Origin of the sequence: Coralliovum pocilloporae (assembly GCF_030845175.1) — a bacterium.
In the GTDB taxonomy this organism is placed as follows: domain Bacteria; phylum Pseudomonadota; class Alphaproteobacteria; order Rhizobiales; family Cohaesibacteraceae; genus Coralliovum; species Coralliovum pocilloporae.
On record NZ_CP132542.1, the window covers coordinates 495,589 to 521,197 of the forward strand.

The following is a 25,609-nucleotide window of genomic DNA, read 5'->3' on the forward strand; positions in this document are numbered from 1 at the left end:
TTCATTCTGCGGAGGCGGTTTTCCGTTCGGCCTGGCGAAAGTCTGAAGGAACCCTGCCGGGTTTTCGAAGAACGTCAACAAAAAGCCGAGCAGTAAAATCTCCCTGCCCTAGGCAATCAGTCCGGTCAGATAGGCCCCATAAGGGCTTTTGGCATATTTGGCAGCCAGTCGCAGCAATTGCTCGTCATCAATGTAACCACAGTGATGGGCCACTTCCTCAATGCAGCCGATCTTGAGGCCCTGCTGCTGCTCGACAATCGAAACAAAATTTGATGCCTTCATGAGGGAATCAACCGTCCCCAGATCAATCCATGACGCCCCGCGCGACAGGATCAGAGCCTGAAGCGACTGTTCCTCAAGGTACAGATTGTTGAGATCGGTAATCTCAAGCTCACCACGTGCTGAAGGTTTCAGATCACGGGCAAAATCACAGACGCGCTCGTCATAGAAATACAGACCGATAGCAGCGATGTTGGATTTAGGCCTGGCTGGCTTTTCCTCAAGTGACAGAATACTACCGGTCTCGTCGGTCTCAATGATCCCGAAACGCTCCGGTTCCCGCGTCCGTGTACCCACAATAAACGCGCCATTTTCGACACTCAGACAGCGTTGCCACTCGGCATTCAGATTGCCCCAATAGAGGAGATTGTCCCCCAGCATCAGGGCAACAGGATCACCATTGACGAACTCGGCACCAACAATGAATGCATCTGCCAAACCGCGCGGTTCGTCCTGGACAGCATAAGAGATGGAAATACCGAGATCAGAACCGTCCCCCAAAATGTTCTGGAGGGAAGGTGTATCCTTTTCCGTACTGATAATCAGGATTTCCTCTATTCCCAACAGCATCAGGGTAGACAGAGGGTAGTGGATCATCGGCTTGTCATAGACAGGCAACAATTGTTTGCAGACAACATTTGTCAACGGCTGAAGACGTGTCCCGTGGCCACCGGCCAGAATAATGGCTTTTCTGATCACAATTCTGCTCATTCTCTTACCGGAACTCAAAGCCGGTCCTGATATAGACCGATACACTTATACGAAAACGCGACTGCATAAAATTGTTTTCCGTTCCGGGCAAAAAAAGGGAAACACCGCTATTCACCCATAGGGCCTTTCGGGTATGGTCGCGCGACTTCAGAATAACGGTGACAGACCGCCCGGACGCGGAGACGAGAACACGATGCAATGGAAAAAGCACGGCCTTGTATATGGGCCGGATGGAAGCCTGCCCTGGGCACAATCTCACGCGATGATTCCAACACCCTTCCAGCTCAACAAGGATGTTGTCCGGGTCTTCACCAGCTTCTGCGATGCATCCGGAATGGGGCGTCCGGGCTATGTGGATATTTCAGCACGAGACCCCATGCAGGTTCTTGACGTGTGTCAGACGCCTCTTATTGATGTTGGCAAGCCCGGAACCTTTGATGAAAATGGTGCTGTGGTCTGCTCAGTCACTCGGGCATCGTCCGGCGACGTTTTGATGTTCTATGTAGGCTTCGAGCTCGGCACCAAGATCAGGTACCGGCTGCTCACAGGTCTTGCCATCAGTCATGATGGCGGGCAGACCTTCATCAAACACCAGGAGACACCTGTTCTCGAACGCTCTACAGAAGAGCTGTTTTTCCGTTGTGGTCCTTATGCAAAAGCCCGACCAGACGGCAACGGTGTTGATCTCTGGTATGTAGCCGGTAGTGAATGGGTGGATGTGGAAGGCAAGGATATGCCGGTTTATGATGTTCGGCATGCTTTTTCCCCAGACGGGAAGACATGGCCCTCATCCGGCAATATCATCCTCGAAATCACTGACGATGATGAGCACGGTTATGGACGCCCATGCGTGATGCCACGCCCGGGTGGCGGCTATCGCATGTTTGTTTCAGTGCGGAAGAAGTCCGTCAAAGCCTATCGGCTTGCCTATGCCGAGTCAGAAGACGGAATCTCCTGGCAACGGGCGGATCACAAACTCAATCTTGATGTCAGTGAAAGCGGCTTCGATTCAGACGCCATCATGTATGCGACTCCATTCGAGATGAATGGCAAACTCTATGTCTTCTACAATGGCAACAACTTCGGTCGTGATGGATTTGCGCTGGCGGAGCTGATTGAAGAATGACCCTCACCATTCAACCATTCACGCAAACACAATCAGACAATTGGGATGCTTTTGTTGAGCGCTCGTGTCAGGGAACGTTCCTGCACAGCAGATTGTTTCTTTCCTATCATGGCGACCGATTCCAGGATCGTTCCCTGATGATCCTCCGCGATGACAAGCTTGTCGGAGTCCTTCCGGCAGCGAAACATCCCTCTGATCCCACAACAGTGATCAGTCACCCCGGAAGCTCTTATGGGGGCATTCTCCATGACGGTTATCTGTCAGGCGAGATCATGGTGACCACACTTCAGGCCATCTGTGATCACTATCAAGCGGCTGGCTGTAAAGAGCTGATCTACAAGGCCGTTCCATCATTCTATCACCGGTCTCCAGCCATGGATGACAGCTATGCTCTCTTTCGCCTGGGAGCAGACCGCTATCGTGTTGATCTCAGCGTAACGATTGACCTGGATAATCGCCGCCCGATTGGCTCCAGACGCAAGCGTGGCGTCAAAAAGGCTGTTAAGGCTGGCCTGGAGATTCAGACCGGTGCTCACCTCCTTCCGGCCTATTGGGATGTTGTCACAGCAAATCTCGCCGACAGGCATGACACCAGACCAGTCCACACACTGGATGAAATCCAGATGCTGGCAGATCGCTTTCCCGATACGATTTCCTGCACCTGCGCCCTTAAAGACGGCGTAATCTGTGGCGGTCTGGTCAACTTCCTGAGCCCCATGGTCATGCACAGCCAGTACATTGCATCCACGGCAGCCGGTCGTGACTGTAATGCTCTGGATATGGTCTTCGAACATTGCATTCTAAGCGCCCGGGAAGCCGGTTTGAGATATTTTGACTTCGGTATCTGCACCGAGGACAATGGCACCTATCTCAACGCTCCGCTCTATACCTACAAACACGAATTCGGCTCTGGTGCGACCGTGCATGAATTCTACCGGCTCACATTCTGATACCAGGCCCAACCATTTCGACGGATTTTACAATGCGTTTTCTTATTACCGGCGGGGCCGGCTTTATCGGATCAGCAGTCTGCCGCAGACTGGCGTCAAACCCCGCCTATCGGGTCGTCAATCTCGACAAGCTCACCTATGCCGGTAATCTCAGCTCGCTGCGCTCGCTTGACAACTGCGACACCTACCGTTTCGTTCAAGGTGACATTACTGACAGATCGCTCGTGGAAGAGCTCCTCTTTGAAGAAGAGATCGATGTCCTTATGCACCTCGCCGCGGAAAGCCATGTAGACCGGTCAATTGAAGGGCCTGCAGATTTCATCGAAACCAATATTGTTGGCACCTTTCAGCTTCTTCAGGCAGCGCGGACCTATTACGATACGTTGACGGGCGAGCGACGTGAACGCTTTAGATTCCATCATGTCTCCACAGATGAAGTGTTTGGTGATCTGCCCTATGACGACAGTCTGTTCCGGGAAGACAGTCCCTATGCACCATCTTCACCGTATTCAGCTTCAAAGGCATCATCAGATCATCTGGTCCGGGCATGGCATGAAACCTACAAACTGCCTGTTGTCCTCTCAAACTGTTCTAACAATTTCGGGCCCTTCCAATATCCGGAAAAGTTCATTCCCGTTATCATTCTGAATGCCCTCGACGGGCAATCAATCCCTGTTTACGGCAATGGCGAGAATGTCCGGGACTGGCTGTTCGTTGATGATCACGCAAAGGCGCTTGAGATGGTTGCCCGGGATGGACGGCTTGGCGAAAGCTACAATATCGGAGGGGATGGCGAGCGCCGCAATCTTGACGTTGTTCATGCCATATGTACCTGCCTCGATAAGGTGAGACCTCGGGAAGACGGAACATCCTATACAGATCAGATTCGCTTTGTGACAGACAGGCCCGGTCATGACAGGCGCTATGCAATTGATGCCAGCAAGATTAAATCCGAACTCGGATGGCAAGCAGAGCAGACATTTGAGACAGGCTTACAGGAAACCATCAACTGGTACCTGGAGAACCCCTGGTGGTGGTCTCCGCTTCGAGGCTGAGAACAAAGAACAAAAATCCGAGAACCGGAAAAAAACATGACAGATTGCGAAAGCAAAAAAGCCTATCTCATTGAGCTTAAAACCCACACGGACAGTCGTGGGAACCTCAGCGTCGGCCAGATCGGAGATGACTGGGATTTCGAGATTCGCCGGGTCTACTATCAGCACGGTCTTAAAGAAGACAAGCAGCGCGGTAATCACGCACACAAAGCCCTGCATCAGGTTATGATTGTCGTCTCAGGCTCCTGCACGGTCCTCACAGATGACGGGAAAAATCCAGCAGAAACATGGCACCTCGACACCCCGACCAAGGCTCTTCGGATCAAACCTGGTGTCTGGAGAGTGCTCGAGAATTTCTCCGAAGATGCAGTCGTCCTGGTTCTCGCATCCGAAGTCTATGACCCTGATGACTACATTCACGACTATGATGCTTTTCGCGCATACATTTCCGAACAGAATGAGGACTAACAGCAATCATGACTGACGGACCGGTCACATCTGTTCCCTTTCTGGAACCAAGAAAAGCCTATCTTGAGCTGAAAGAAGACATCGATCAGGCCATAGAACGTGTTCTTCTGTCGGGGCAGTATATCGGTGGCCGGGAGCTTGAAACCTTCGAGCAGGCCTTTGCCGCCTATTCTGATGCGGAGTTCTGTGTCGGCGTCGGTAATGGTCTTGATGCGCTGAGACTGGCTCTCCTTGCGCTCGATATCGGTCAGGGCGACGAAGTCATCGTACCAGTCCATACATTCGTCGCCACATGGCTTGGTGTCGATCAGGTGGGTGCAAAGGTCGTGCCCGTATCCTGCTCTGAGGACTACACAATCGATCCTGTAGCAATTGAGGCCGCGATTACCTCGCGAACCAAAGCCATCATGCCGGTCCATCTCTACGGACAGGCCTGCGATCTGGACGCAATTCAGAATATCGCCCGCAAACATGACCTTCATGTCATTGAGGATGCGGCACAATGCCAGGGTGTCCGTTCAGACAGCGGACGCCGCATCGGCGGGATCAGCGCCGTGACATGCTGGAGTTTCTATCCAGGCAAGAACCTTGGAGCGCTGGGAGATGGCGGTGCTGTCACCACCGATGACAAGAATATCGCCGATCGTATCCGTGAACTTGGAAACTATGGCTCCAGGCAGAAATATGTTCACAATGAGCTGGGAGTTAACTCACGGCTGGACCCGCTGCAGGCCGCAATCCTGACGGAAAAACTCAAAGTCCTGGACGACTGGAATCAAAGGCGCAAGGCCCTGGCCCAACGCTATCTGGACGGCCTAAGAGACACGCCAGGGCTCGATCTGCCTGTGGTCAACCGCGATCATGTCTGGCATCTGTTCCCGGTTCGGCTGGATCAGACGCTTCGGGATCGAAACACATTTCTGGATCAGCTCCACAGTAACGGGGTCAACACTGTCATTCACTACCCCATCCTGCCCTGCGACCAGCAATGCTATCAGGGCCGCACGGATTGGAGCGACCGGTTCCATACTGAACGGCGCTGGACGGAAACTCTGTTTTCCCTGCCTATTTCTCCACATCACACAAACGAAGACATTGATTTTGTCATTCGGCAGATCAAGGCGACTTTCCAACGCTCATCCTGAGAGAACAGCAGGAGAGAATTACTGTGTAGCCTCCCGGATCGCTTCCCAGACGCGCCCCGGCGTTGCCGGCATATGGAAGTCCGTAATGCCACAACCATCTGACAAGGCATCGATGACAGCGTTCATGACAGCCGGGCATGCACCGATCGTTCCGGCTTCCCCTGCTCCCTTGATACCCATCGCATTGATGGTTGAAGGGATGTTGCGCGTTTCAAAATCGATCATTGGCAGATCTGCGGCTTTCGGCAGGGCATAGTCCATCAGGGAGGCCGTCAGAAGCTGACCGGTCTCGTCATAGACCACATGTTCATAAAGTGCCTGGCCGATACCCTGCACAACACCACCGTGAACCTGCCCGGCAAGAAGAAGCGGGTTCACCACAACACCAAAGTCATCCACAATCGTATAACGCAAAACCTCTGTGTGTCCGGTTGCCGGGTCTATCTCGACTTCGCAGACATGGGTGCCATTCGGATAGGTCGCGTCGGTTTGCTTGAACTCACCCACACCCAGCAACTCATCCGGAGTCTCAGCCTTTGCGGCAATCTCGGCCAGCGAAACAGACCGATCCGTCCCCACGATACGGATCTCACCATCTGATACATCCAGATCGCTGACAGACGCTTCCAGCATGTCAGATGCGAGCGTCTTGAGCTTCTCAACCAGAGCTTTCCCCGCTTCATCGACAGACACAGCCCCCAGCGGAATGGATCTGGAACCGCCTGTGCCCCCACCACGGCGGATCTGAGCCGTGTCACCCTGGACCACTCGGAACCGGTCCGGTGAGAGGCCGAAATGCGCTGCGGCGACCTGGGCATAGGCGGTTGCATGCCCCTGCCCGTTGGACTGAGTGCCGATCAGAATGGTGAAGTTCCCACCCCGCTCCAGCCGGATCTGCGCTTCTTCCGATCCGGCAAAGGCACAGGCTTCAACATAGGTCGCAAGCCCGATGCCCCGGTATTTCCCTTGCGCTCTGGACTGCTCACGCCGTGCAGTAAAACCATCCCAGTCAGCACCGTTGCAGGTTTGCTCAAGATGGGCGGAAAATTCGCCTGTATCATAGGTTCGGCCACCTTGCGTTTTATAAGGCAAGGCCTCGGGCTGAATGAAATTTCGCCTGCGTATCTCCCTGGGGTCCAGCCCTGCCACACGGGCTGCCTCATCAACCAGCCGCTCGATCAGGTAGGCTGCCTCCGGTCTCCCTGCTCCGCGATAGGCATCGACAGGTACCGTGTTGGTAAAGACACCACGCAGCCGCACATGCAGGGCAGGAATGTCATAAACCCCCGTCGACATGGAAATACCAATCCACGGCACAATCGGTGCAAGCTGCGAAAGATAAGCCCCCATATTGGCGCGCAGGTCAATGCGCAGCCCCAGAAAGTGCCCCTCTCCATCAAGCGCAAGTTCAGCTGTTGCCAGATTGTCCCGACCCTGCGCACAGCCAAGGAAATGCTCCGTTCTCTCTCCAACCCATTTGACCGGGCGACCAAGTGCACGGGCAGCAAAAAGGGACAGCGGATATTCACGATACATCACCGCCTTGGTGCCGAAGCCACCACCGACATCTGGCGTAATGACCCGGAGCTGTGTCTTGTCGATACCCATAACACGGGAGAGAAGGATACGGATGTTATGGACGCCCTGGGTTCCGAGCGTGGCCGTAAACTGATCCGTGTCAGCATCATATTCTGCGACAATACCCCGGGTTTCCATATAGTTGGTGACAAGCCGGTTGTTGACAATCTCCAGCCTGGCGACCTGATGAGCTCCTGCAAACGCCTCATCTGTCGCGGTCGGGTCACCAAGACCGGATTCAAACGCCAGATTCGTCTCGCGACCGGCCCAGATGCACGGGGCATCAGACTGGAGAGCCGCGTCCACATCAACCACGGCGTCCATGTCGTCAAAATCAAATTCGATCAGCTCGGACGCATCCCTTGCCTGAAGTTTCGTCTCAGCCACAATAAAGGCCAGAGCGTCCCCGACATGGCGAACAATATCCCGGCACAGAATGTCATAGGGAGGCACATCAATAGGCGACCTGTCGACCTGGGGTGCAAGCGCTGTGCACAACAGTGGGGACAGGCCATCCAGGTCATCAGCGGTCAAGACAAGATGGACGCCCGGCGCGGACCGGGCCTCTTTAAGACCGTCCAGGCGGAACCGGGCATGCGCGACGGGAGACCGAAGAACATAGGCATGCAGACAATTATCCGGTGCAACATCATCTACAAACCGGCCCTGCCCGGTCAGCAAAGCCGGATCTTCAAGGCGCCGGACCGGCGCCCCTACTCCAAATTTCGCGTTCACAACGGTCATGCGTCATCCACCCCTGTCAATATCGTGATGCCTGAATCGTGATACCTGAGCCAAATCCTTTTGCCATGTAGGGTTCATGGGTTCGCATTGCCAGACTGAACGGATCAGTCAACCAGATCTCCGCGCAAAAAGCGGATAATACCGGAGAAGTCAGTCCCACCATGGCCGGCGGCATCAAACAGGCTGTAGAGCTGTGCCGCCTGAGCGCCCATCGGTGTGGCCGCACCGACATCCTGGGCTGCATCCTGGGCCAGCTTCAGATCTTTCAACATCAGAGCTGTGGCAAAACCCGGTTCATAGTCACGATTTGCGGGGCTGGCCGGGACCGGGCCCGGAACAGGACAATAGGTATTGATTGACCAGCACTGACCGGATGAGGTGGACGCTACATCAAACAGAGCCTGTTTATCCAGACCCAGCTTCTCGGCCAGAGCAAACCCCTCACAGGCTGCAATCATGGAAATACCAAGGATCATATTGTTGCAGATCTTGGCAGCCTGTCCCGCCCCTGCATCACCGCAATGAACAATCTTCTGTCCCATGATCTCGAGAATCGGTCTGGCACGGTCAAATGCTTCTGAAGGCCCGCCCGCCATAAAGGTCAGGGTCCCTGCGGAAGCACCACCGACACCGCCCGAGACCGGTGCATCCAGCATCAGCATATCCGCGTCAGACGCAGCCTGATGAACAGCACGGGCCGAAGCCACATCAATCGTGGATGAATCGATAAAGACAGTGCCCGGAGCAGCAGCGGACAGCAAACCATCAGGCCCTGTATAAACAGACAGAACGTGTTTTCCCGCGGGCAGCATGGTCACCACGAGCTCGGCTTCCGCAGCAATGTCCTTGGCGGTCGCCACAATCTCAATCCCATTAGCGCGCGCCGTAGCAAGCGCGTCCTCAGCAAGATCGAACCCTTTAACCGTATGTCCGGCCTTGACCAGATTGGCCGCCATCGGGCCGCCCATATTTCCAAGTCCGATAAATCCGATGGTCGCCATTGTCATCTCCACGGGCTGGTGTGCTTGGTACAGACATGATTCTGCTGGTGCAGATCATAAGCAATGATCAGCGCTATCCAAACAACATAGAGGGGGCGAGCTCAAGCTGGCAGAAGGGAGAATAGGCAGGACTATGTATGTTTTTGAAGAAGCATACGTTCCCAACTCAATGCAGTCTCGACAATGAGGTCAAGGTCTGCGTGGCTCGGCTCCCAGCCAAGCACAGATCCGGCACGTTCTGAATTGGCCACAAGGCTCGGTGGATCACCGGCACGACGATCCACATAGTTCACGGCAAAATCCACGCCTGACGCTCGTTTGACAGCCTCCAGAACCTGCAGAACGGAATAGCCGTGCCCATAACCGCAATTGGCGACCAGACTGTCTCCACCATCACGCAAGCGCGCAAGCGCAAGCGCATGAGCCTTAGCCAGATCACTGACATGGATGTAATCGCGAACGCAGGTTCCATCAGGCGTGTTATAGTCGGTACCGAACACATCCATATGAGAACGGTCGCCCAACGCCGTCTGATTGGCCACCTTGATCAGATGCGTTGCACGGGGCGTTGACTGACCAGCCCGCCCCTTGGGATCGGCACCGGCCACATTGAAATAACGCAAAGCCGTATAATTGAAATCCGGATAAGCAAAAGCCGCATCTCGCAGCATGATCTCCGTCATCAGCTTCGATGAGCCATAGGGAGAAATCGGCTGCAGGGGCATGTCTTCAGCAATGGGGCTGTCCGTATCCGGAATGCCGTAGACTGCTGCGGTTGAAGAGAAAATGAAGCTGTTCACCCCCGCTGACACCGCCTCTTCGATCAGGCCGCGCGACTTGACCGTATTGTTGAAATAATAGCCCAGCGGATCAGTGACGGAATCCGGCACCACGATAGAGCCGGCAAAATGAATGATCGCATTAACACCATGATCCCTGATCACCTGCCCGACCAGAGCCTGGTCTCCGATGTCTCCCACGACCAGCGGCACATCTTTCGGCAGAACCCAGTCAAACCCGGTCGAAAGATTGTCAATGACCACAACGGACTCACCGGAATCATGCAGTTCCCAGACCATATGGCTGCCAATGTATCCGCAGCCGCCCGTAATCAAGACAGACATCTTGTTTGCTCTCTTTGTTGGTATCAGATCGAAGCACTCACCTCTCCGATATAGCCTCAATTGATGAAGAGAGCTTGAAGACCAAGGGTGCATCTGCCCAACATCCGACAGGGTTTTCCGGGGAAAATCACGCGGACGTGACAGAGGAAATCAGCAAAGAGAAAAATGCGGCATCACTTCTCCGGACAGAAATGCATCGGAAAAAAACATTCTATGTCAGAGGCTTGTCGATCATATATTTCCAGCTTCCCATCAATCTGCATTTGCCGAAAGCCACGAAATTGGTTATTTTTTTGAAATAGTTCCAACCTGTCGCTGGTGTTCTGGAATGTGTCGCTTTAATTACACACTTCCAATACCAGTTCAAACACAGTGCTGGATTAGAATTATAAACTTGAGTTGCTGTGGAGCGGCCTATGTCCGAAGAGGAAGATCTCGACCTGCGTGAATTGCCCGATGATGAACTTGTCGAGCAAATGCACGATGATCTGTATGACGGTCTGAAAGATGAAGTCGAAGAAGGAACCCAGATCCTTCTCGAGCGTGGATGGACACCTTACAAAGTCCTGACCGAAGCGCTTGTTGAAGGCATGCGCATCGTTGGTGTGGATTTCCGTGATGGCATTCTGTTCGTTCCGGAAGTTCTGATGTCAGCCAATGCCATGAAGGCAGGCATGACCATCCTGCGTCCGCTGCTCGCCGAGACCGGCGCACAGAAGGTCGGCACGATGGTGATCGGCACCGTAAAGGGTGACATTCATGACATCGGCAAAAACCTCGTTTCCATGATGATGGAAGGCGCAGGCTTCGATGTGATCGATATCGGCATCAACAACCCTGTCGAGAACTACCTGGAAGCGCTCGAAGAGCACAAGCCGGACCTTCTTGGCATGTCTGCCCTGCTGACAACAACAATGCCGTACATGAAGGTCGTCATCGATGCCCTTAAAGAAAACGGCATCCGTGATGACTACGCGGTTCTCGTTGGCGGCGCTCCGCTGAACGAAGAGTTCTCTGAAGCTATCGGCGCAGACGCCTATTGCCGCGACGCTGCCGTTGCTGTGGAAACCGCTAAGGAATTCATGGCACGCAAGCACAACAAAGCCGGTGCCGCAGGATAAGGCTCCAGACGGCCTCGGGCCGACTGAAACATTAACGCTTGCCGGAGACACATCTTCGGCAAGCGAAAAAATCTTGATCCTGGCCTGCGGAGCCCTTGCGCGGGAAATTCTCGCCCTGATCAAGCAAGACGCTCTCTCCCACGTTACTCTTCACTGCCTCCCCGCTATATTGCACAACAGTCCGGAAAAGATTCCGGATGCTGTACGCGCATCCATTCGCGAACACAGGTCAGGCTATGACCGTATTCTTATCGGATACGGGGATTGCGGTACTGGTGGCCTGCTCGACAAGGTGCTTGAGGAAGAAGGGGCAGAACGGATCGGCGGGCCTCACTGCTATGCCTTCTTTACCGGCCTTGACGAGTTTGCCGAGCGTGAAGATGATTACATGCAGGCTTTCTTTCTGACCGATTTTCTGGCCCGGCACTTCGATGCCTTCGTCACCAAGCCCCTCGGCCTGGACCGCTTCCCGGAACTGAGGGACATGTATTTCGGGCACTACCAGAAAGTCGTTTATCTGGCCCAGACTCATGACGCCGAGCTGGAGCGGCAGGCCCGTGAAGGAGCCGAGAAACTGGGTCTGGACTTCGAGATTCGCTTCACTGGCTATGGCGATCTGGCACCTTTCGTAACCAGCCCATAAGCGACACGCCCTATGCTGCAAAGCAGCATGATCATGATGTCAATTTGCGGCACTTTCCCCCGGAAAAGTGCGCATTCCAGACACCCTTTCTCAACTTTTTTCACCATCGTCGGATTCATACGTTTGCGTGTCGCGACTGGAATATCAGAAACACCGCATAACAAACATACCTGTCAGTGAGTAAGCAGGGACTTCAGGCCTGCTGACTAACCACCACAGATATACAGGCGGCTACAGAGCTGCAGTCGTCCAGGAGAGCCAGATGGCACAAAGCACGATCGTGTATTGGCGTGATATCCCGACCCAGGTGATTGTCGGCGCAGGTCGGAAGAAGGTCAAACGCGAATTGGCAAACCGTTTCATGGTCGCCGTCGATTCCTGCGCCATGAAATCCGGCGCGGACGGAACAGACGACTACCTGGCGGACTGGCGTCGGGGCGAACCTCAGCCTTGCGGTGATGATCTGGAAGCTGAAGCAGATGCACTCGCAGCGAAACTTGAAGAAGACTATCCAACAAGCCGCCTCAAGGCTCTGATTGAGGCCGGAGGAAAAGACAATGGCTAATCTGAACACAAACGGCAAGATCCGGTCCTCCATCGAGGTCAGCCCTAAGCAGGCGATCGAGAAAGAAGAGATCTACGATGCAATCCCCAGAGGAGAGCGCGTCTACATCACAGATATTGGTACAGCTTCCGAAGACATGATCATCGCGGCCGCCAAGAAAGTGACTGACAAGGGTTTCGTCGCCGTACCGCATTTCCCGGCTCGCCGGTTCCAGAGCCACAGCGCTTTTGAAACCCGCATCAAGACCATGACCCAGGAATGCGGTGTGACCAGCCTTCTCACCATTGCTGGTGAAGCCGATAAGCCGGGCCCGTTCAAGTCAACGATCGACCTGTTCGAGACCGGTCTGTTCGACGAATGTGGCATCAAGAGCATTGCTGTTGCCGGTCACCCGGAAGGCGCACCGGACATCAAACCGGACGTCATCAAGGAATTCCTTCAGCGTAAAAACGAGATCGCCAGCAACAGCGATGCGGATTTTGTTATCGCAACGCAGTTTGGTTTCGATCCGGAACGTGTTATTGCGTGGCTTGATGAAATTCAGTCCTGGGGCAACACCTTCCCGGTTCATATCGGCATTGCCGGACCGGCCAAGATGACCACCCTTGTGAAATATGCCGGTATTGCCGGTGTTTCAAACTCCATGAATTTCCTCAAGAAGCGCGGCGGTGCTCTTCTCACCATGCTGACATCCTACAATCCGGATGACGTGGTCGCCCCGCTTGAGAAATATCTCGCAGCCAACCCGGACTCTCCGTTGGCGCAGATGCATGTGTATCCGTTCGGTGGCGTTGCAAAATGCGCTGAGTGGCTTTACGAACGTGGCACCTGGGAAAACAACGCAGCAGCGGCCTGATCGGCTGGCGCATAGCATTTTTGAAAATTAAGGGAAGCGAAATGACCCGTACTATTGTCAGCTCAGACAAGATGGAAATTGCCATCGGTTTTGACCAGCCGTTCTGCATCATTGGTGAGCGCATCAACCCGACCGGCCGTAAGAAGCTGGCCGCCGCCATGAAAGAAGGCGACTACTCCATGGTTGAGGCCGATGCCATTGCACAGGTAGAGGCTGGCGCTCACATGCTAGACGTCAATGCCGGTATTCCTCTGGCAGACGAACCGCGCATTCTGGCCGAAACCATCCAGCTGGTGCAGTCTCTGGTTGATGTGCCGATCGCAATCGACTCTTCCATCATCGACGCTCTGGAAGCCGGTCTGTCCGTCTACAAGGGCCGCGCACTGGTTAACTCCGTTACCGGTGAAGACGAGTCACTCGAGCGCGTTCTGCCGCTGGTCAAGAAATACGACGCTGCTGTTGTTGCTATCTCCAACGACGAAACCGGCATCTCCGAAGACCCGAATGTCCGTTTCGAAGTTGCGAAGAAGATCGTTGAACGCGCTGCCGACCACGGCATCTCTCACGATCGTGTTGTTGTTGACCCGCTCGTCATGCCGGTTGGTGCTCTGAACACCGCAGGTGTTCAGGTTTTTGACCTTCTCCGTCGTCTGCACACCGAGCTGAAAGTCAACACCACCTGTGGCGCATCCAACATCTCCTTCGGCATCCCGAACCGTCACGTGATGAACGCTCACTTCCTGGCCATGTCTTCCGTTGTTGGTATGACATCCGCCATCATGAACCCGCTTCACAAGGAAGAGCTCGAAGGTATCCGCGCAGCTGACGTGCTGAACGGTCACGATCCGGACTGCCTGTCCTGGCTGAAAGCCAACCGTCCTGCTGAAGAACCATCTGCTGATGGCGCTGAAGGTGGCGAAGGCCGTCGCGGTCGTCGCGGTGGCGAGCGTCGCCGTCGTCGCGCCTGATCAGGCTCAGACTGTTGAGATGATTTTAGCCGACCCGGAGCTGCTTCGGGTCGGCTTTTTGCTGGAAACGACAAAACTGGGACTGCTGGACAAGACAAACAATAAATTCGCCGATAAGTCATTGATCAGCAGAGAATAATTAATACATCACGCACAGAGTCACAGTGTCTCTACAGCGTGCTGCTGAAAAGTTGAAAGACTTTTCAGATAAAAGCTCGCGCAAAAACAAAATCTTAAAGCGCCACCACCGTCTCAGGTAAAGGTCCGGGCTTTAAGTGAATGGAGTCGGGAATGACGGAAACCGGAACAAAAGACAAAGCGCTGGTCATTTTCCAGCCAAGCGGTCGCAGGGGCACCTTTGAGGTCGGCACACCTGTTCTCGACGCGGCAAGATCCCTGGGTGTCTATATCGAATCCGTCTGTGGCGGACGTGGTATTTGTGGCCGGTGTCAGGTCAGCGTCTCAGAAGGCCAGTTCGCCAAGTACAACATCACCAGCTCTGCTGAAAACCTGTCGCAGTTTTCCGAGAAGGAAAAACGCTACGCCTCAAAGCGTGATCTGGCAGACGATCGCCGCCTGAGCTGCTCCGCGTTTGTCACCGGCGATCTGGTCATCGACGTCCCTGATGAGGGACAGGTCAACCGCCAAATGGTGCGCAAGGCAGCAGATACCCGGCATATCGACCGCGACCCGGCAACCCAGCTTTGCTATGTGGAAGTGGAAGAGCCGGATATGGAGAACCCGCTCTCCGATGCTGACCGGCTCATTGAAGCGATCAAGACCGAATGGGGTTATGAGAACCTCACAATCGACTTCCCGATTTACAAGTCTCTCCAGACCATTCTGCGTAAAGGCGACTGGAAAGTCACCGCAGCGGTCTTTGAAGACAAGGGACATCCGATAGTAACTGGACTTTGGTCCGGTTTCCACGACAGGCTCTACGGCCTGGCGGTTGATATCGGCTCCACCACCATCGCCATGCATCTGAATGACATGCTCACAGGACAGGTTGTCGCCTCAGCAGGTGTCTCCAACCCGCAGATCCGTTTCGGCGAAGATCTGATGTCCCGTGTGTCCTATATCCAGATGAACCCGGACAAGCAGCCCGAGCTCACCAAGGCCGTTCGCGATGCCATTGATACGATGATCGGTCAGGTGACGGAAGAAGCCGGTGTCGATCGCGAGGAAATCGTCGAAGGCGTCTTTGTTGGCAACCCGGTCATGCATCACCTGTTCCTCGGCGTTGATCCGGTTGAACTGGGCGGCGCACCATTCGCGCTGACCGTGTCTGAAGGCATGACCAATCTTGCCCGTGACATGGACATTCGCATCAATCCCTGCGGGCGGATCTATACCCTGCCCTGTATTGCCGGCCATGTGGGCGCTGATGCCGCAGCTGTTGCCCTCACAGAGGGCCCGCATCGTGGCGAGGAAACAACGCTTGTTGTGGATGTTGGAACCAATGCTGAGATCATCATCGGCAACAACAAGCGCGCCCTTGCGGCCAGCTCACCCACCGGCCCGGCCTTTGAAGGTGCAGAGATTTCCTGTGGTCAGCGGGCCGCTCCCGGTGCCATCGAGCGCGTACGCATCAACCCGGAAACCCTCGAGCCGCGGTTCAAAGTCATTGGTGTTGACCTCTGGTCTGATGAAGAGGGTTTCATTGAGGCGGCAGGTGAAATCGGCGTAACCGGCATCTGCGGTTCCGGCATTGTGGAAGTCATTGCCGAGATGTATCTCGCAGGCGTGATTTCCGAAGACGGCGTCGTTGATGGCTCCCTGCAGGCGAAAAGTGACCGTATCATCGCCAATGGCCGGACATTCTCTTATGTCCTCTGGTCTCATGGCGACACGGTTATCTCCATCATCCAGACAGATGTTCGGGCTATCCAGTTGGCCAAGGCCGCTCTCTATGCAGGCGTTAAGCTGCTGATGGACAAACTGGGTATCGAGACTCCCGACGCCATCAAGTTTGCTGGCGCATTTGGCAGCTTTATCGACCCCAAATATGCCATGGTGCTCGGCCTTATTCCGGACTGTCCGCTCGACAAGGTCAAAGGCGTTGGCAACTCAGCCGGAACAGGTGCCCGGATGGCTCTTCTCAATCGCGGGCATCGCCGCGAGATCGAGAAAACCGTCCGCGAGATCGAAAAGATCGAAACGGCACTTGAGAAAAAGTTCCAGGATCACTTCGTCAATGCGATGGCTTTCCCCAACAAGGTGGATCCATTCACCAACCTGCGGGCAGACGTGACCTTGCCGGAGAAGAAAGCACCAGCCGAACCGGGTGATGATGAAGCATCCGGTGGCCGGAGAGGTGGACGTAGGCGCTCACGCCGAGGCTGAAGCAAGTGACAGACAAAAAAGAACGCGGCCCCCGAGCCGCGTTTTTTTTACAGAGAGTTCTCCCGAAAGATCACCACCGGAATGGTCGTCAGCACTCGGGCAGATGCACACCAACCTTCACAGCCAGCCCGCCCTGGCTGGTCTCCTTGTAGCGCTCCAGCATGTCCTTGCCAGTTTCCCACATGGTCTCGATCACTGTATCCAGAGACACATGATGGCTGCCATCACCTTTCAGCGCCAGTGTTGTGGCATTGATCGCTTTGACCGAAGCCATGGCATTCCGCTCAATGCAGGGGATCTGGACCAGCCCGCCAACCGGGTCACAGGTCAGACCAAGATTATGCTCCATGCCAATCTCGGCAGCATTCTCAATCTGCTCATTACTACCTCCAAGCGCAGCCGTGAGGCCTGCAGCAGCCATGGAACAGGCAACGCCAACTTCTCCCTGGCACCCCACTTCAGCGCCTGAGATAGACGCATTCCGCTTATAGAGAACACCAATCGCTGCTGCCGTCAGCAGAAAGGTATAGACCCCCTGCTCGGTCGCCTTGGGATGCAGTTTACGATAATAATTGAGCACGGCAGGAATAATGCCCGCAGCCCCATTGGTCGGTGCCGTCACCACCTGACCACCGGCGGCATTCTCTTCATTGACAGCAAGCGCGTAGAGATTGACCCAGTCCAGAATACTGACCGGATCCTGATAGGATGATTCAGCCTGCTCCTGCAGGCGGCTCTTCATGGTCGGCGCGCGCCGTTTGACGCTCAGACCACCCGGCAGAATACCTTCGGTCCGGCAACCACGACGGATACAGTCCTGCATAACGTCCCAGATCCGGTCGAGGCCCTTGTAAACCTCATCCTCATCCCTGAGAGCCAGTTCATTGGCCAGAGCAATCTCAGCTATGGATTTGCCTGTTTCCCGCCCGATCTCCAGAAGCTCTACCGCTGTTGTAAACGGATGTGGGAGGGCCGCGACTGTCAGCTGTGGAGGTTCATTGCTGGTTGTCTCGTCTTCCGAAACCACAAAGCCGCCGCCGATGGAATAATAAATGCGTGAATCCAGCTCCTGTCCTTCGGCATCACGCGCAACAAACTTCATGCCGTTTGAATGAAACGGCAGAAATTCCCCAAACTTGAATTCAATAGCTGATTTCGGAAAGGCAACTGACTTGCGGCCGAACAGATTCAACTGTCCGGTTTCGTAAACCTCCGCCAATTTGCCAGGCACCGTCTCCGTGTCAATCAGATCCGGGCGCTCACCAAGCAGGCCGAGAATAGTCGCAGTATCCGTACCATGGCCAACACCGGTCAAAGCCAGCGAGCCATAAAGCTCCACCGTCACATGATCCAGTTTTTCAAAGAGGCCTGTATCATCCAACCGCTCACAATAACGATTTGCGGCGACCATTGGGCCGACTGAATGCGAGCTGGATGGCCCAATTCCAATCTTGAACAGATCGAAGACGCTGACGACTTCCTGGGTTTTCTGTTCCGTGTCCATACCCTGATATCCTTTGAAAGGAGAAAGAAGGCACGACACTGGCCATGCATTCCCGGCAACTGGGACACTAGCAAGACATGCTACGAAAGGATAACAAATTTCCGATGGGAAATTCCCTGTGGCCGACATGCATTTGACGCCACAGGGAAATTTTTATTCGGGAGGAGTGGTCTCCTCCCTGACTGGTTCGGCGATGCCGAAGCCTGTTAGATATTGCTGTCCGGGAATGAATCTTTCCGGCGTGCCATGAAGTCGATGAGAGCTTCATCAATGGCAACATCCAGTTCCGGAGCTTCATACTCAGCCAGCATCTTCTTCCATTTCTTGTTGGCACGCTGTGCCATATCAAGACGGCCATCCAGCTCCCACTGTTCGAAGGAGTTGTTGTCGGCAATCTCAGAACGGTAGAAACCGGATTCGAAGTTGGCCTGAGTATGAGCCGCACCAAGATAGTGACCGCCTGGACCAACTTCACGCAGGGCATCAAGTGCCAGCGCGTTTTCATCGGTCTTCACGCCCTTGGCCAGCACATGCATCATGCCGAGCTGGTCAGCATCCATGATCAGCTTCTCATAGGAAGAACAGAGACCACCTTCGAGCCAGCCAGCAGAGTGTAGCGCAAAGTTCACGCCACCCATCAGGGTTGCGGTGATCGTGTGCGCAGCTTCCTGTGCAGACTGAGCATCAGGCAGCTTGGAAGCTGTAAACGAACCACCGGAACGGAATGGCAGGCCAATACGGCGAGCAAGCTGGGCTGCACCGGCCAGAAGCAGAGACCCTTCAGGAGAACCAAAGGTCGGCGCACCGGACTGCATGGAGATGGACGATACGAATGCACCGAAAACAACCGGAGCACCCGGACGCAGCAGCTGCGTCAGAGCGGCACCAGACAGCGCTTCCGCATAAACCTGGGACAGCGTACCGGCAACCGTAACCGGGCTCATAGCGCCGGCAAGAATGAACGGTGATGTGATACAAGCCTGATTGTTGCGTGCATAGACCTTCATCGCACCCAGCATGGTCGCATCCCATACCAGCGGCGAGTTGGCGTTGATCAGCTGGATCATCACGCAGTTATTCTCGACAAAATCCGCACCAAAAGCGATTTTCGCCATATCGACGGAATCCTGTGCTCGCTCAGGAGCGGTAACAGACCCCATGAACGGCTTGTCAGAATATTTCAGGTGAGAATAGACCATGTCAAAATGGCGCTTGTTCACCGGCAGGTCGACCGGCTCACAGACTGTACCACCAGAGTGGTGCAGATATGGAGACATATAAGCCAGTTTGACGAAATTCCGGAAATCCTCAATCGTGCCATAGCGACGGCCACGGTCCAGGTCGGTCACGAAGGGAGGGCCATAGACCGGAGCGAACACTGTATTGTTGCCGCCAATCTGGACATTGCGCTGCGGGTTACGGGCCCACTGGGTGAATTCCCTCGGCGCGGTCTTTACGATTTCACGCAGAAGACCTTTCGGGAAGCGGACGCGCTCTCCGTCAACGTCAGCACCGGCGTTTTTCCAGATCTCAAGAACTTCCGGATCTTCACGGAACTCAACGCCGATTTCCTGAAGAATGGTTTCGCCCTGCTCTTCAACGCGGGACAGCCCCTCTTCATTCAGGTATTCCATCAGCGGAATTTCACGTGTGATGTACGGCACGGCTGCAACAGCCCCGCCCGACGTTCGCTTTTCCCTACGCGCGGAACGCCCGCGCCGCGCAGCCTGTCTGTCGGACATTTGTTTTCCTTAATTCACTACTAGTGCAACAGTTACCCTATAGTGACAAAGTTCCAATCCTGTTCTGCTCTCCGTGCGGCCTGCAGTTCTCTTAATTCGCCATTCCGCCGGTCACGCAGCATTTCAAGGCCTGAAACGATATTTTGCAATCCAATTCCGGGAAAAATGCAGAATAATTCTGCGCGCGGCAGGTTCACGGCTGATAACCCGCTCGTCTCTTTGTATAACCGGGCATGCTCAGGGGTTCAGTCAGACCAGACAACCCCCATAAAAAATGCCGGGGTCACAGCCCCGGCATCGTTTGTCAGTTTTGGAAATCCTATCAGGATTTCATACGGGCATTGGTCGGGTCGTAGAGAGCCTTCATGCCAACTGCTTCCACCTTGATCGGGAATTTCTGGTTGAAATACTCGATCTCCAGCTCACGGCCTTCTTCGCAATAGTCATGCGGCAGATAACCGAGTGCGATGTTCTTGTCTACGGACGGACCATAGGCAAAGCTGGTGGTGTAGGAGCGACGGCCCTTGCTGTCGATCAGCACTTCGTTGGTGCGCGGATCAATGATCGGGCAATTGCCCATCATGAAGCGGCGAACACCTTCCTGATCCACATCGTTGGTCACGGTCATGGTGCAGAGCAGAGCGGCCTGATGGTCAAGCTCACGCTGTGCAATATTGGCCGCTTTACCACGGAAGTCGGCAGCTTTGACCTTCGGACGGGCAAGACCTGCTTCAAGCAGGTTATACTCGGTCAGGAGGTCAGCATTCTGCAGACGCAGGCTCTTTTCCAGACGACGGCTGTTTGCGTAGGTCTCAACGCCGACCGGAGTGATGCCCAGTTCACGGAACATATCCCACAGAGCCAGACCATAGCTCATGGAGAAGTGCAGTTCCCAACCCTGTTCACCGACATAGGAGATACGGAAGCCTTTGACCGGCACGCCGCGCAGGGTGAAGTTTTTACATGCACCAAATCCGAAGTTTTCCAGATCCAGGCCAGCCGGGTCATCAGCCAGCTTCTGCAGGGTGGCACGGGCATTTGGACCCCAGACACCAATACAGCCATAATGATCTGTCCGGTCTTCAACAAAGACATCCCAGCCCTTGTCCTGAGCCATGCGGCGCAGATAGGTCGCATCACGGTTACCGGCATCACCACCATCGATCATCTGGAAGCGGTTCTCGCCCAGACGCAGAACGGTCAGGTCAGCCATCACACCGCCGGTGTCATCCAGGAAGTTGGTGTAAACACCTTTGCCGACAGCTGTGTCACCAGCCACTTTGGAGGAAGACACATATTCCATCAGTGTCGCGGCATCACGACCGGTCACATCGTAGATGGCAAAGTGAGACAGGTTCACCATGCCGATGTTCTCGGAAAGCTCCAGATGCTCGGCATTGGACACACGCCAGAAGTGACGATTGTCCCACTCATTCAGGCGCTCAGGCACACGGTCTGCATATTTCTCAAGCAAATGGTCATTGCCTGCATAACCATGCGCACGTTCCCAACCAACGATTTCCATGAAGTGGCCGCCGAATTCCTTCTCACGAAGGTAGTAAGGTGCAGTCCGCAGATTACGACCCATGGAATACGGCTCGCGGGAGTGAACCGGCGGGTTGTAGATCTTGAACGCTGTTTCATAGCAGCGGTCGTAGATGTATTTTTCAGACTTCTGGATCGGGTAGTAACGCGCATAATCAATGCTGGCGTGATCGATATGGGTACGACCATCAGTCATCCAGTCAGCAATGATCTTGCCGGTTCCTGGGCCGTCTTTAACCCAGACGGAAACACCGTACCAGAGACCGCGGACATCCGGAGATTCACCGATGGACGGACCACCGTCGGCTGTCACCTGAAGCAGACCGTTGAAGGAGTGCTTTTCGTTGTAGCCGAGTTCACCCAGGATAGGTGTCAGCTCCATGGCACGCTCAAGCGGCTCGATAACCTGTTCCATCTCAAGGTCACGCTGGGACGGAGACAGACGGGCCTGTTCCTTCTCGAGAATATCGCGCGGGTGAACCAGACGCGGCTCTTTCTCTTCGTAGTAACCCCATTCAATCTGGCCACCTTCAGTGGTACCAGCAGCGCCAGTGTCGCGCAGATATGCAGAGTTACCCTGGTCACGAAGCAGCGGGAAACCGATTTCCTTGCCAGTACCTGCGAACTCATCATACGGACCAAAGAAGGTCAGCGGGTGATCAACAGGCATAACCGGCAGATCTTCACCAGCCATCTCAGAAATCAGACGACCCCAGAGACCGGCACAGACAACAACATGCTCGGTAGCAATGTAGCCTTTTTCGGTGTGAACACCCTTGATGCGGCCGTTCTCGATATCAAGACCGGTACAGGAGCAGTTCGCGATGGTTTCCAGTTTACCGGTTGCTTCTGCTTCCTGAACCAGTTCACCGGCAACAGTCTGAGAGCGCGGAACAACCAGACCAGCGTCCGGGTCCCACAGGGCACCCTGGATGTAGTCGGTATCAACCAGCGGCATCTTTTCCTTGACTTCCTCAACGGACATCATCCGGACATTGCTGCCGAACGCACGACCGGAGGTTACGCGACGCTCCAGCTCGCGCATACGCTCATCGTCGTCTTTACGAGCAACCTCGATACCACCGATACGCTCGTAGCGACCGCGCGCTTCAAAGAAGTCGATGCTGTACTTGGTGGTGAAGATTGTCATCTGATCATGAGCGGTCATGAAGCAGAAATCTGATGCATGACCGGTGGACCCGATGTCGGTTGGAATACCGGATTTATCGATACCGATAATGTTGTCCCAGCCACGTTCAATCAGGTGGTGAGCAACGGAAGCACCAACAATACCGCCCTGCCCGATAATGACGACCTTCGCGCTTTTTTGGAACTGCGCCATGGATACCATCTCCATCTTGGAAGATTATGTTTATGAGGAATTTGTCGCATTTGACTGAATGCGTTCCTTGTGGCGCAATGTTATATAGCTTGCGCGTCAAAACTACACCTATTCCGACGGTTTCTGGCGACTATTACGACGGTTTCTCATGACAGTGCATAATCAGCGACATCATTGGGGACACTGCCTGGACATTTGCAGCAGAACAGCCGGCTCCGACGGACATCAGAATTCAATGTCCAGTTAACACAAGAAGCTATACAGCTGAGATTCTTTCTGAATCTCCGCACATCCCCCGGAAACACATCCCCCAACAGTGCGGAACGCGCTGAAACAGCATGCCCCGACAAAAGGCACTGACGAAAGCCATTTGCCGACTACCGGCGTTTCGCTCTCCAGATTTCTTGAATTTATACAAAGATTAGTTTTTGATTTTTTATATAAAGATATCCTTATGTCTATCTATCAACTCAGTTCATGCCGTGCTATAAAATCACAGCATTGTTAATTATGGCGGTCCACGACCGACCTGAAGTTTGCCGACAGTCAGGAGGCTCCCGTGTCAAAGTTACAAGATCTGATTACCGAGAAAGGCGTTCTGCTCGCCGACGGCGCAACGGGAACCAATTTCTTTGGCATGGGACTTGAATCCGGCAACCCGCCGGAGGAATGGAACCTGACCCTTCCTGAAAACGTCAAGCGGCTGCATCGTGGCTTTATCGAAGCCGGATCGGATATCATCCTGACCAATACATTTGGTGGAAACCGGCACCGTCTGAAACTGCACGCTTTTGACAATCAGGTCGCTGAGATCAACAAGGCAGCCGTACGCATTGCTCAGGAAGTGGCCGCAGAAGTCGACCGAACCGTGATCATTGCAGGCTCCATCGGCCCAACCGGAGAACTGCTCGCCCCTCTTGGAGAATTGACCTATGAAGGGGCCGTTGACGCCTTTCGTGAGCAGATGGTTGCCCTGAAAGAAGCAGGTGCGGATGCCCTTTGGGTCGAAACCATGTCATCTCCGGAAGAGATGAAAGCTGCAGCAGAAGCCGCTGATGGCCTCGATATTCCCTTCGTGCTCACCGCAAGCTTTGATACAGCGGGCAAGACCATGATGGGCCTGTCGCCAAAGGGTCTGGGTGATCTGACAAAGGAATTCAAATGTGAGCCGGTCGCAATCGGGTCCAACTGTGGGGTTGGCGCGTCCGATCTCCTCGCAGCAATCTCCGAACTGACCGCCGCTTACCCGGATATCATTGTGGTCGCCAAAGCCAATTGCGGCATCCCGCAGGTTTCTGGTGACAGCGTGATCTACACAGGTACGCCGGAACTGATGGAAGACTATGTCCGCCTCGCAATCGATGTCGGCGCACGCATCATTGGCGGCTGCTGCGGCACAGCCTGTGAGCACCTGTCCAGAATGCGTTATGCCATGGATCATCATGAACGCGGCCCGCGCCCGAGCAATGAAGTGATTGCCGCACGGACGGGACCATTTGTGGCAAATCTCGCCAATTCCAACAGCGAAACGGAAGGCCAGGCACAGCCACGCCGCCGCCGTGCTGGAGGTCGTCGTCGCAGCGCCTGATCTGCCCCAGATTTGGACAGTCAAAGATACGAGAAACCCGGCATCACCGATGCCGGGTTTTTATTTTCAGTCGATCCGCCCAGGTTTTATGGTGTTGCCAGACCGGGGATTGGAACAACGGTGCTTGCTGCATTCCGAACCAGATCAGTAAGGCTCGACCCGACCCGGACAAGATTCTGGCCAACACCCGAATCTTCGGTCCGTCCATCAACCAGACGGGCCTGCCTGGCCAGACGCGGCAGGATATCACTGATCTCAGCGAACGCTGAATGGCCACTGCGATCGGCGGAATCAACATCGGTCAGATCCAGCAGAATGAGACCTTGTTCCGCAAGCGCATCCCTGTCCCGATAAGCACCGAGACGCGGAACGTCACCGCCAAGACGCTCAGACAGCTGCAGAGGCAAATCATCACCTGAAGCGATCAGCAGAATGGGGCTTTCAGGTTTTCCAATATCTTTCATCTGCTCCATAAAGACATTCAGATCGATATCCGGTGCGGCCATAACGACGGCCCCCCGTCGTCCACGGAAAGGATCCTGTCCCTTCAGTCGGGACTGACGCAAGGTTTCCATCAACAGCCAATTGCCCATGGAATGAGCCATGATGTGAACCTTGCCCCTAGCATGGCGGGCAGCCAATTCAATTGTCTTTTCAAGCCTGTTCCGCGCTGCCGTCGCACTGTTCAGGTCATAAAGATACAACGGTACTTCCCCACGTGAGGCCCAGCTGAAATGAAGAGCGGTCCCCGGAAAACCGGAATCGTGCACAATCTGAGTGAACCGATAAAGACCCTCAGCAAAATGCGTGTTGTATCCATGTACAAAAATCAGAATATCACCAGAGCCCTGTTGCACGTCATGGATCAGATTCCGTGAGAAATCACGCGTCGACAAATGTCCCGCAGCACGTACGGTAAAGGCCTCCTGCGGATTGCCCGGATAGGTACTTGGCCACTCAATTTTATCGGTCTCATGCCCCGGAGGCACGGAGATGTGAAACTGTGCGAAATTAAGCCCTTCGGCCCGCTCGCCGTTGAAGTAAGTCCCGCGCCGCTCATCGCGCTGTCGCGAGCTCGCAACAAAGATCGTATGAAGAGAAGCCCCTGTATCAGGGTGCAGACTCGTCAGCAGGGCCCCACTTTCAGGACGCCCCCGCGCGCACCCCGACAGCACAAGAGCTGAGAGAAGAATCAACATCCAGTTTCG

At 54.5% G+C, this 25,609-nt stretch carries 20 protein-coding genes; 12 read left to right on the forward strand and 8 right to left on the reverse strand.

Going from position 1 to position 25,609, the window contains the following annotated elements; translation table 11 throughout:
* Window positions 1–108: 108 nt before the first annotated feature.
* Window positions 109–990 carry a glucose-1-phosphate thymidylyltransferase RfbA gene (gene rfbA, locus RA157_RS02395; protein WP_350334886.1) on the reverse strand — a complete coding sequence of 294 codons (882 nt, stop codon included), beginning with the start codon at window positions 988–990 and terminating at the stop codon, window positions 109–111.
* Between the two features lie 193 nt (window positions 991–1,183).
* Between rfbA and RA157_RS02400 the strand changes: the two genes are divergently transcribed.
* From RA157_RS02400 to RA157_RS02420, 5 genes are all read left to right on the forward strand, one after another.
* On the forward strand, window positions 1,184–2,116 hold the full coding sequence (locus RA157_RS02400; RefSeq protein ID WP_350334887.1) for a glucosyl hydrolase: 933 nt from the start codon (window positions 1,184–1,186) through the stop codon (window positions 2,114–2,116).
* Between the two features lie 137 nt (window positions 2,117–2,253).
* Window positions 2,254–3,066 carry a GNAT family N-acetyltransferase gene (locus RA157_RS02405; RefSeq protein WP_350334888.1) on the forward strand — a complete coding sequence of 271 codons (813 nt, stop codon included), beginning with the start codon at window positions 2,254–2,256 and terminating at the stop codon, window positions 3,064–3,066.
* Between the two features lie 32 nt (window positions 3,067–3,098).
* Window positions 3,099–4,121, forward strand: coding sequence for a dTDP-glucose 4,6-dehydratase (rfbB, locus tag RA157_RS02410; protein ID WP_350334889.1), 1,023 nt, complete (start codon window positions 3,099–3,101; stop codon window positions 4,119–4,121).
* Window positions 4,122–4,157: 36 nt separating this feature from the next.
* Entirely contained in the window at window positions 4,158–4,589 is a 432-nt protein-coding gene (locus tag RA157_RS02415) for a sugar 3,4-ketoisomerase (protein WP_350334890.1), read from the forward strand.
* Window positions 4,590–4,597: 8 nt separating this feature from the next.
* Window positions 4,598–5,734, forward strand: coding sequence for a DegT/DnrJ/EryC1/StrS family aminotransferase (locus RA157_RS02420; RefSeq protein ID WP_350334891.1), 1,137 nt, complete (start codon window positions 4,598–4,600; stop codon window positions 5,732–5,734).
* 18 nt (window positions 5,735–5,752) lie between these two features.
* Here RA157_RS02420 and RA157_RS02425 read toward each other — a convergent pair whose 3' ends face one another.
* From RA157_RS02425 to galE, 3 genes are all read right to left on the reverse strand, one after another.
* Window positions 5,753–8,056: a xanthine dehydrogenase family protein molybdopterin-binding subunit gene (locus RA157_RS02425; RefSeq protein WP_350334892.1), complete on the reverse strand. Its 2,304-nt coding sequence runs from the start codon at window positions 8,054–8,056 to the stop codon at window positions 5,753–5,755.
* A 104-nt stretch (window positions 8,057–8,160) separates the two neighbouring features.
* Window positions 8,161–9,057, reverse strand: coding sequence for a 3-hydroxyisobutyrate dehydrogenase (mmsB, locus tag RA157_RS02430; protein WP_350334893.1), 897 nt, complete (start codon window positions 9,055–9,057; stop codon window positions 8,161–8,163).
* A 131-nt stretch (window positions 9,058–9,188) separates the two neighbouring features.
* A complete protein-coding gene (gene galE, locus RA157_RS02435) occupies window positions 9,189–10,181 on the reverse strand; it encodes a UDP-glucose 4-epimerase GalE (protein ID WP_350334894.1) in 993 nt (330 codons plus the stop codon).
* Between the two features lie 416 nt (window positions 10,182–10,597).
* Here galE and RA157_RS02440 point away from each other — a divergent pair, with 416 nt between their 5' ends.
* The 6 genes from RA157_RS02440 (at window position 10,598) to RA157_RS02465 (ending at window position 16,680) form a co-directional block, all read left to right on the forward strand.
* The gene (locus RA157_RS02440) at window positions 10,598–11,302 is read left to right on the forward strand and encodes a corrinoid protein (RefSeq protein ID WP_350334895.1); all 705 of its coding nucleotides are present in this window, start codon (window positions 10,598–10,600) and stop codon (window positions 11,300–11,302) included.
* 73 nt (window positions 11,303–11,375) lie between these two features.
* On the forward strand, window positions 11,376–11,945 hold the full coding sequence (locus RA157_RS02445; protein WP_434058461.1) for a DUF1638 domain-containing protein: 570 nt from the start codon (window positions 11,376–11,378) through the stop codon (window positions 11,943–11,945).
* A 262-nt stretch (window positions 11,946–12,207) separates the two neighbouring features.
* Window positions 12,208–12,510: a virulence factor gene (locus tag RA157_RS02450; protein ID WP_350334896.1), complete on the forward strand. Its 303-nt coding sequence runs from the start codon at window positions 12,208–12,210 to the stop codon at window positions 12,508–12,510.
* Window positions 12,503–13,366, forward strand: coding sequence for a methylenetetrahydrofolate reductase (locus RA157_RS02455; RefSeq protein WP_350334897.1), 864 nt, complete (start codon window positions 12,503–12,505; stop codon window positions 13,364–13,366). Before RA157_RS02450 ends, RA157_RS02455 begins: the two co-directional genes overlap by 8 nt.
* Window positions 13,367–13,407: 41 nt before the next feature.
* Window positions 13,408–14,334: a methyltetrahydrofolate cobalamin methyltransferase gene (locus RA157_RS02460; RefSeq protein WP_350334898.1), complete on the forward strand. Its 927-nt coding sequence runs from the start codon at window positions 13,408–13,410 to the stop codon at window positions 14,332–14,334.
* 291 nt (window positions 14,335–14,625) lie between these two features.
* On the forward strand, window positions 14,626–16,680 hold the full coding sequence (locus RA157_RS02465; protein ID WP_350334899.1) for an ASKHA domain-containing protein: 2,055 nt from the start codon (window positions 14,626–14,628) through the stop codon (window positions 16,678–16,680).
* 88 nt (window positions 16,681–16,768) lie between these two features.
* Here RA157_RS02465 and RA157_RS02470 read toward each other — a convergent pair whose 3' ends face one another.
* The 3 genes from RA157_RS02470 to RA157_RS02480 form a co-directional block, all read right to left on the reverse strand.
* The gene (locus RA157_RS02470; protein WP_350334900.1) at window positions 16,769–18,184 is read right to left on the reverse strand and encodes an L-serine ammonia-lyase; all 1,416 of its coding nucleotides are present in this window, start codon (window positions 18,182–18,184) and stop codon (window positions 16,769–16,771) included.
* A gap of 206 nt (window positions 18,185–18,390) precedes the next feature.
* On the reverse strand, window positions 18,391–19,926 hold the full coding sequence (locus RA157_RS02475; protein ID WP_350334901.1) for a trimethylamine methyltransferase family protein: 1,536 nt from the start codon (window positions 19,924–19,926) through the stop codon (window positions 18,391–18,393).
* Window positions 19,927–20,248: 322 nt separating this feature from the next.
* The gene (locus tag RA157_RS02480; RefSeq protein WP_350334902.1) at window positions 20,249–22,813 is read right to left on the reverse strand and encodes a GcvT family protein; all 2,565 of its coding nucleotides are present in this window, start codon (window positions 22,811–22,813) and stop codon (window positions 20,249–20,251) included.
* A 559-nt stretch (window positions 22,814–23,372) separates the two neighbouring features.
* On the opposite strand from RA157_RS02480, the gene bmt reads away from it, so the two are divergent.
* Entirely contained in the window at window positions 23,373–24,401 is a 1,029-nt protein-coding gene (gene bmt, locus RA157_RS02485; protein ID WP_350334903.1) for a betaine--homocysteine S-methyltransferase, read from the forward strand.
* Between the two features lie 86 nt (window positions 24,402–24,487).
* Here bmt and RA157_RS02490 read toward each other — a convergent pair whose 3' ends face one another.
* Window positions 24,488–25,600, reverse strand: a complete 1,113-nt coding sequence (locus tag RA157_RS02490; RefSeq protein ID WP_350334904.1) for an alpha/beta hydrolase — start codon at window positions 25,598–25,600, stop codon at window positions 24,488–24,490.
* Window positions 25,601–25,609 lie beyond the last annotated feature (9 nt).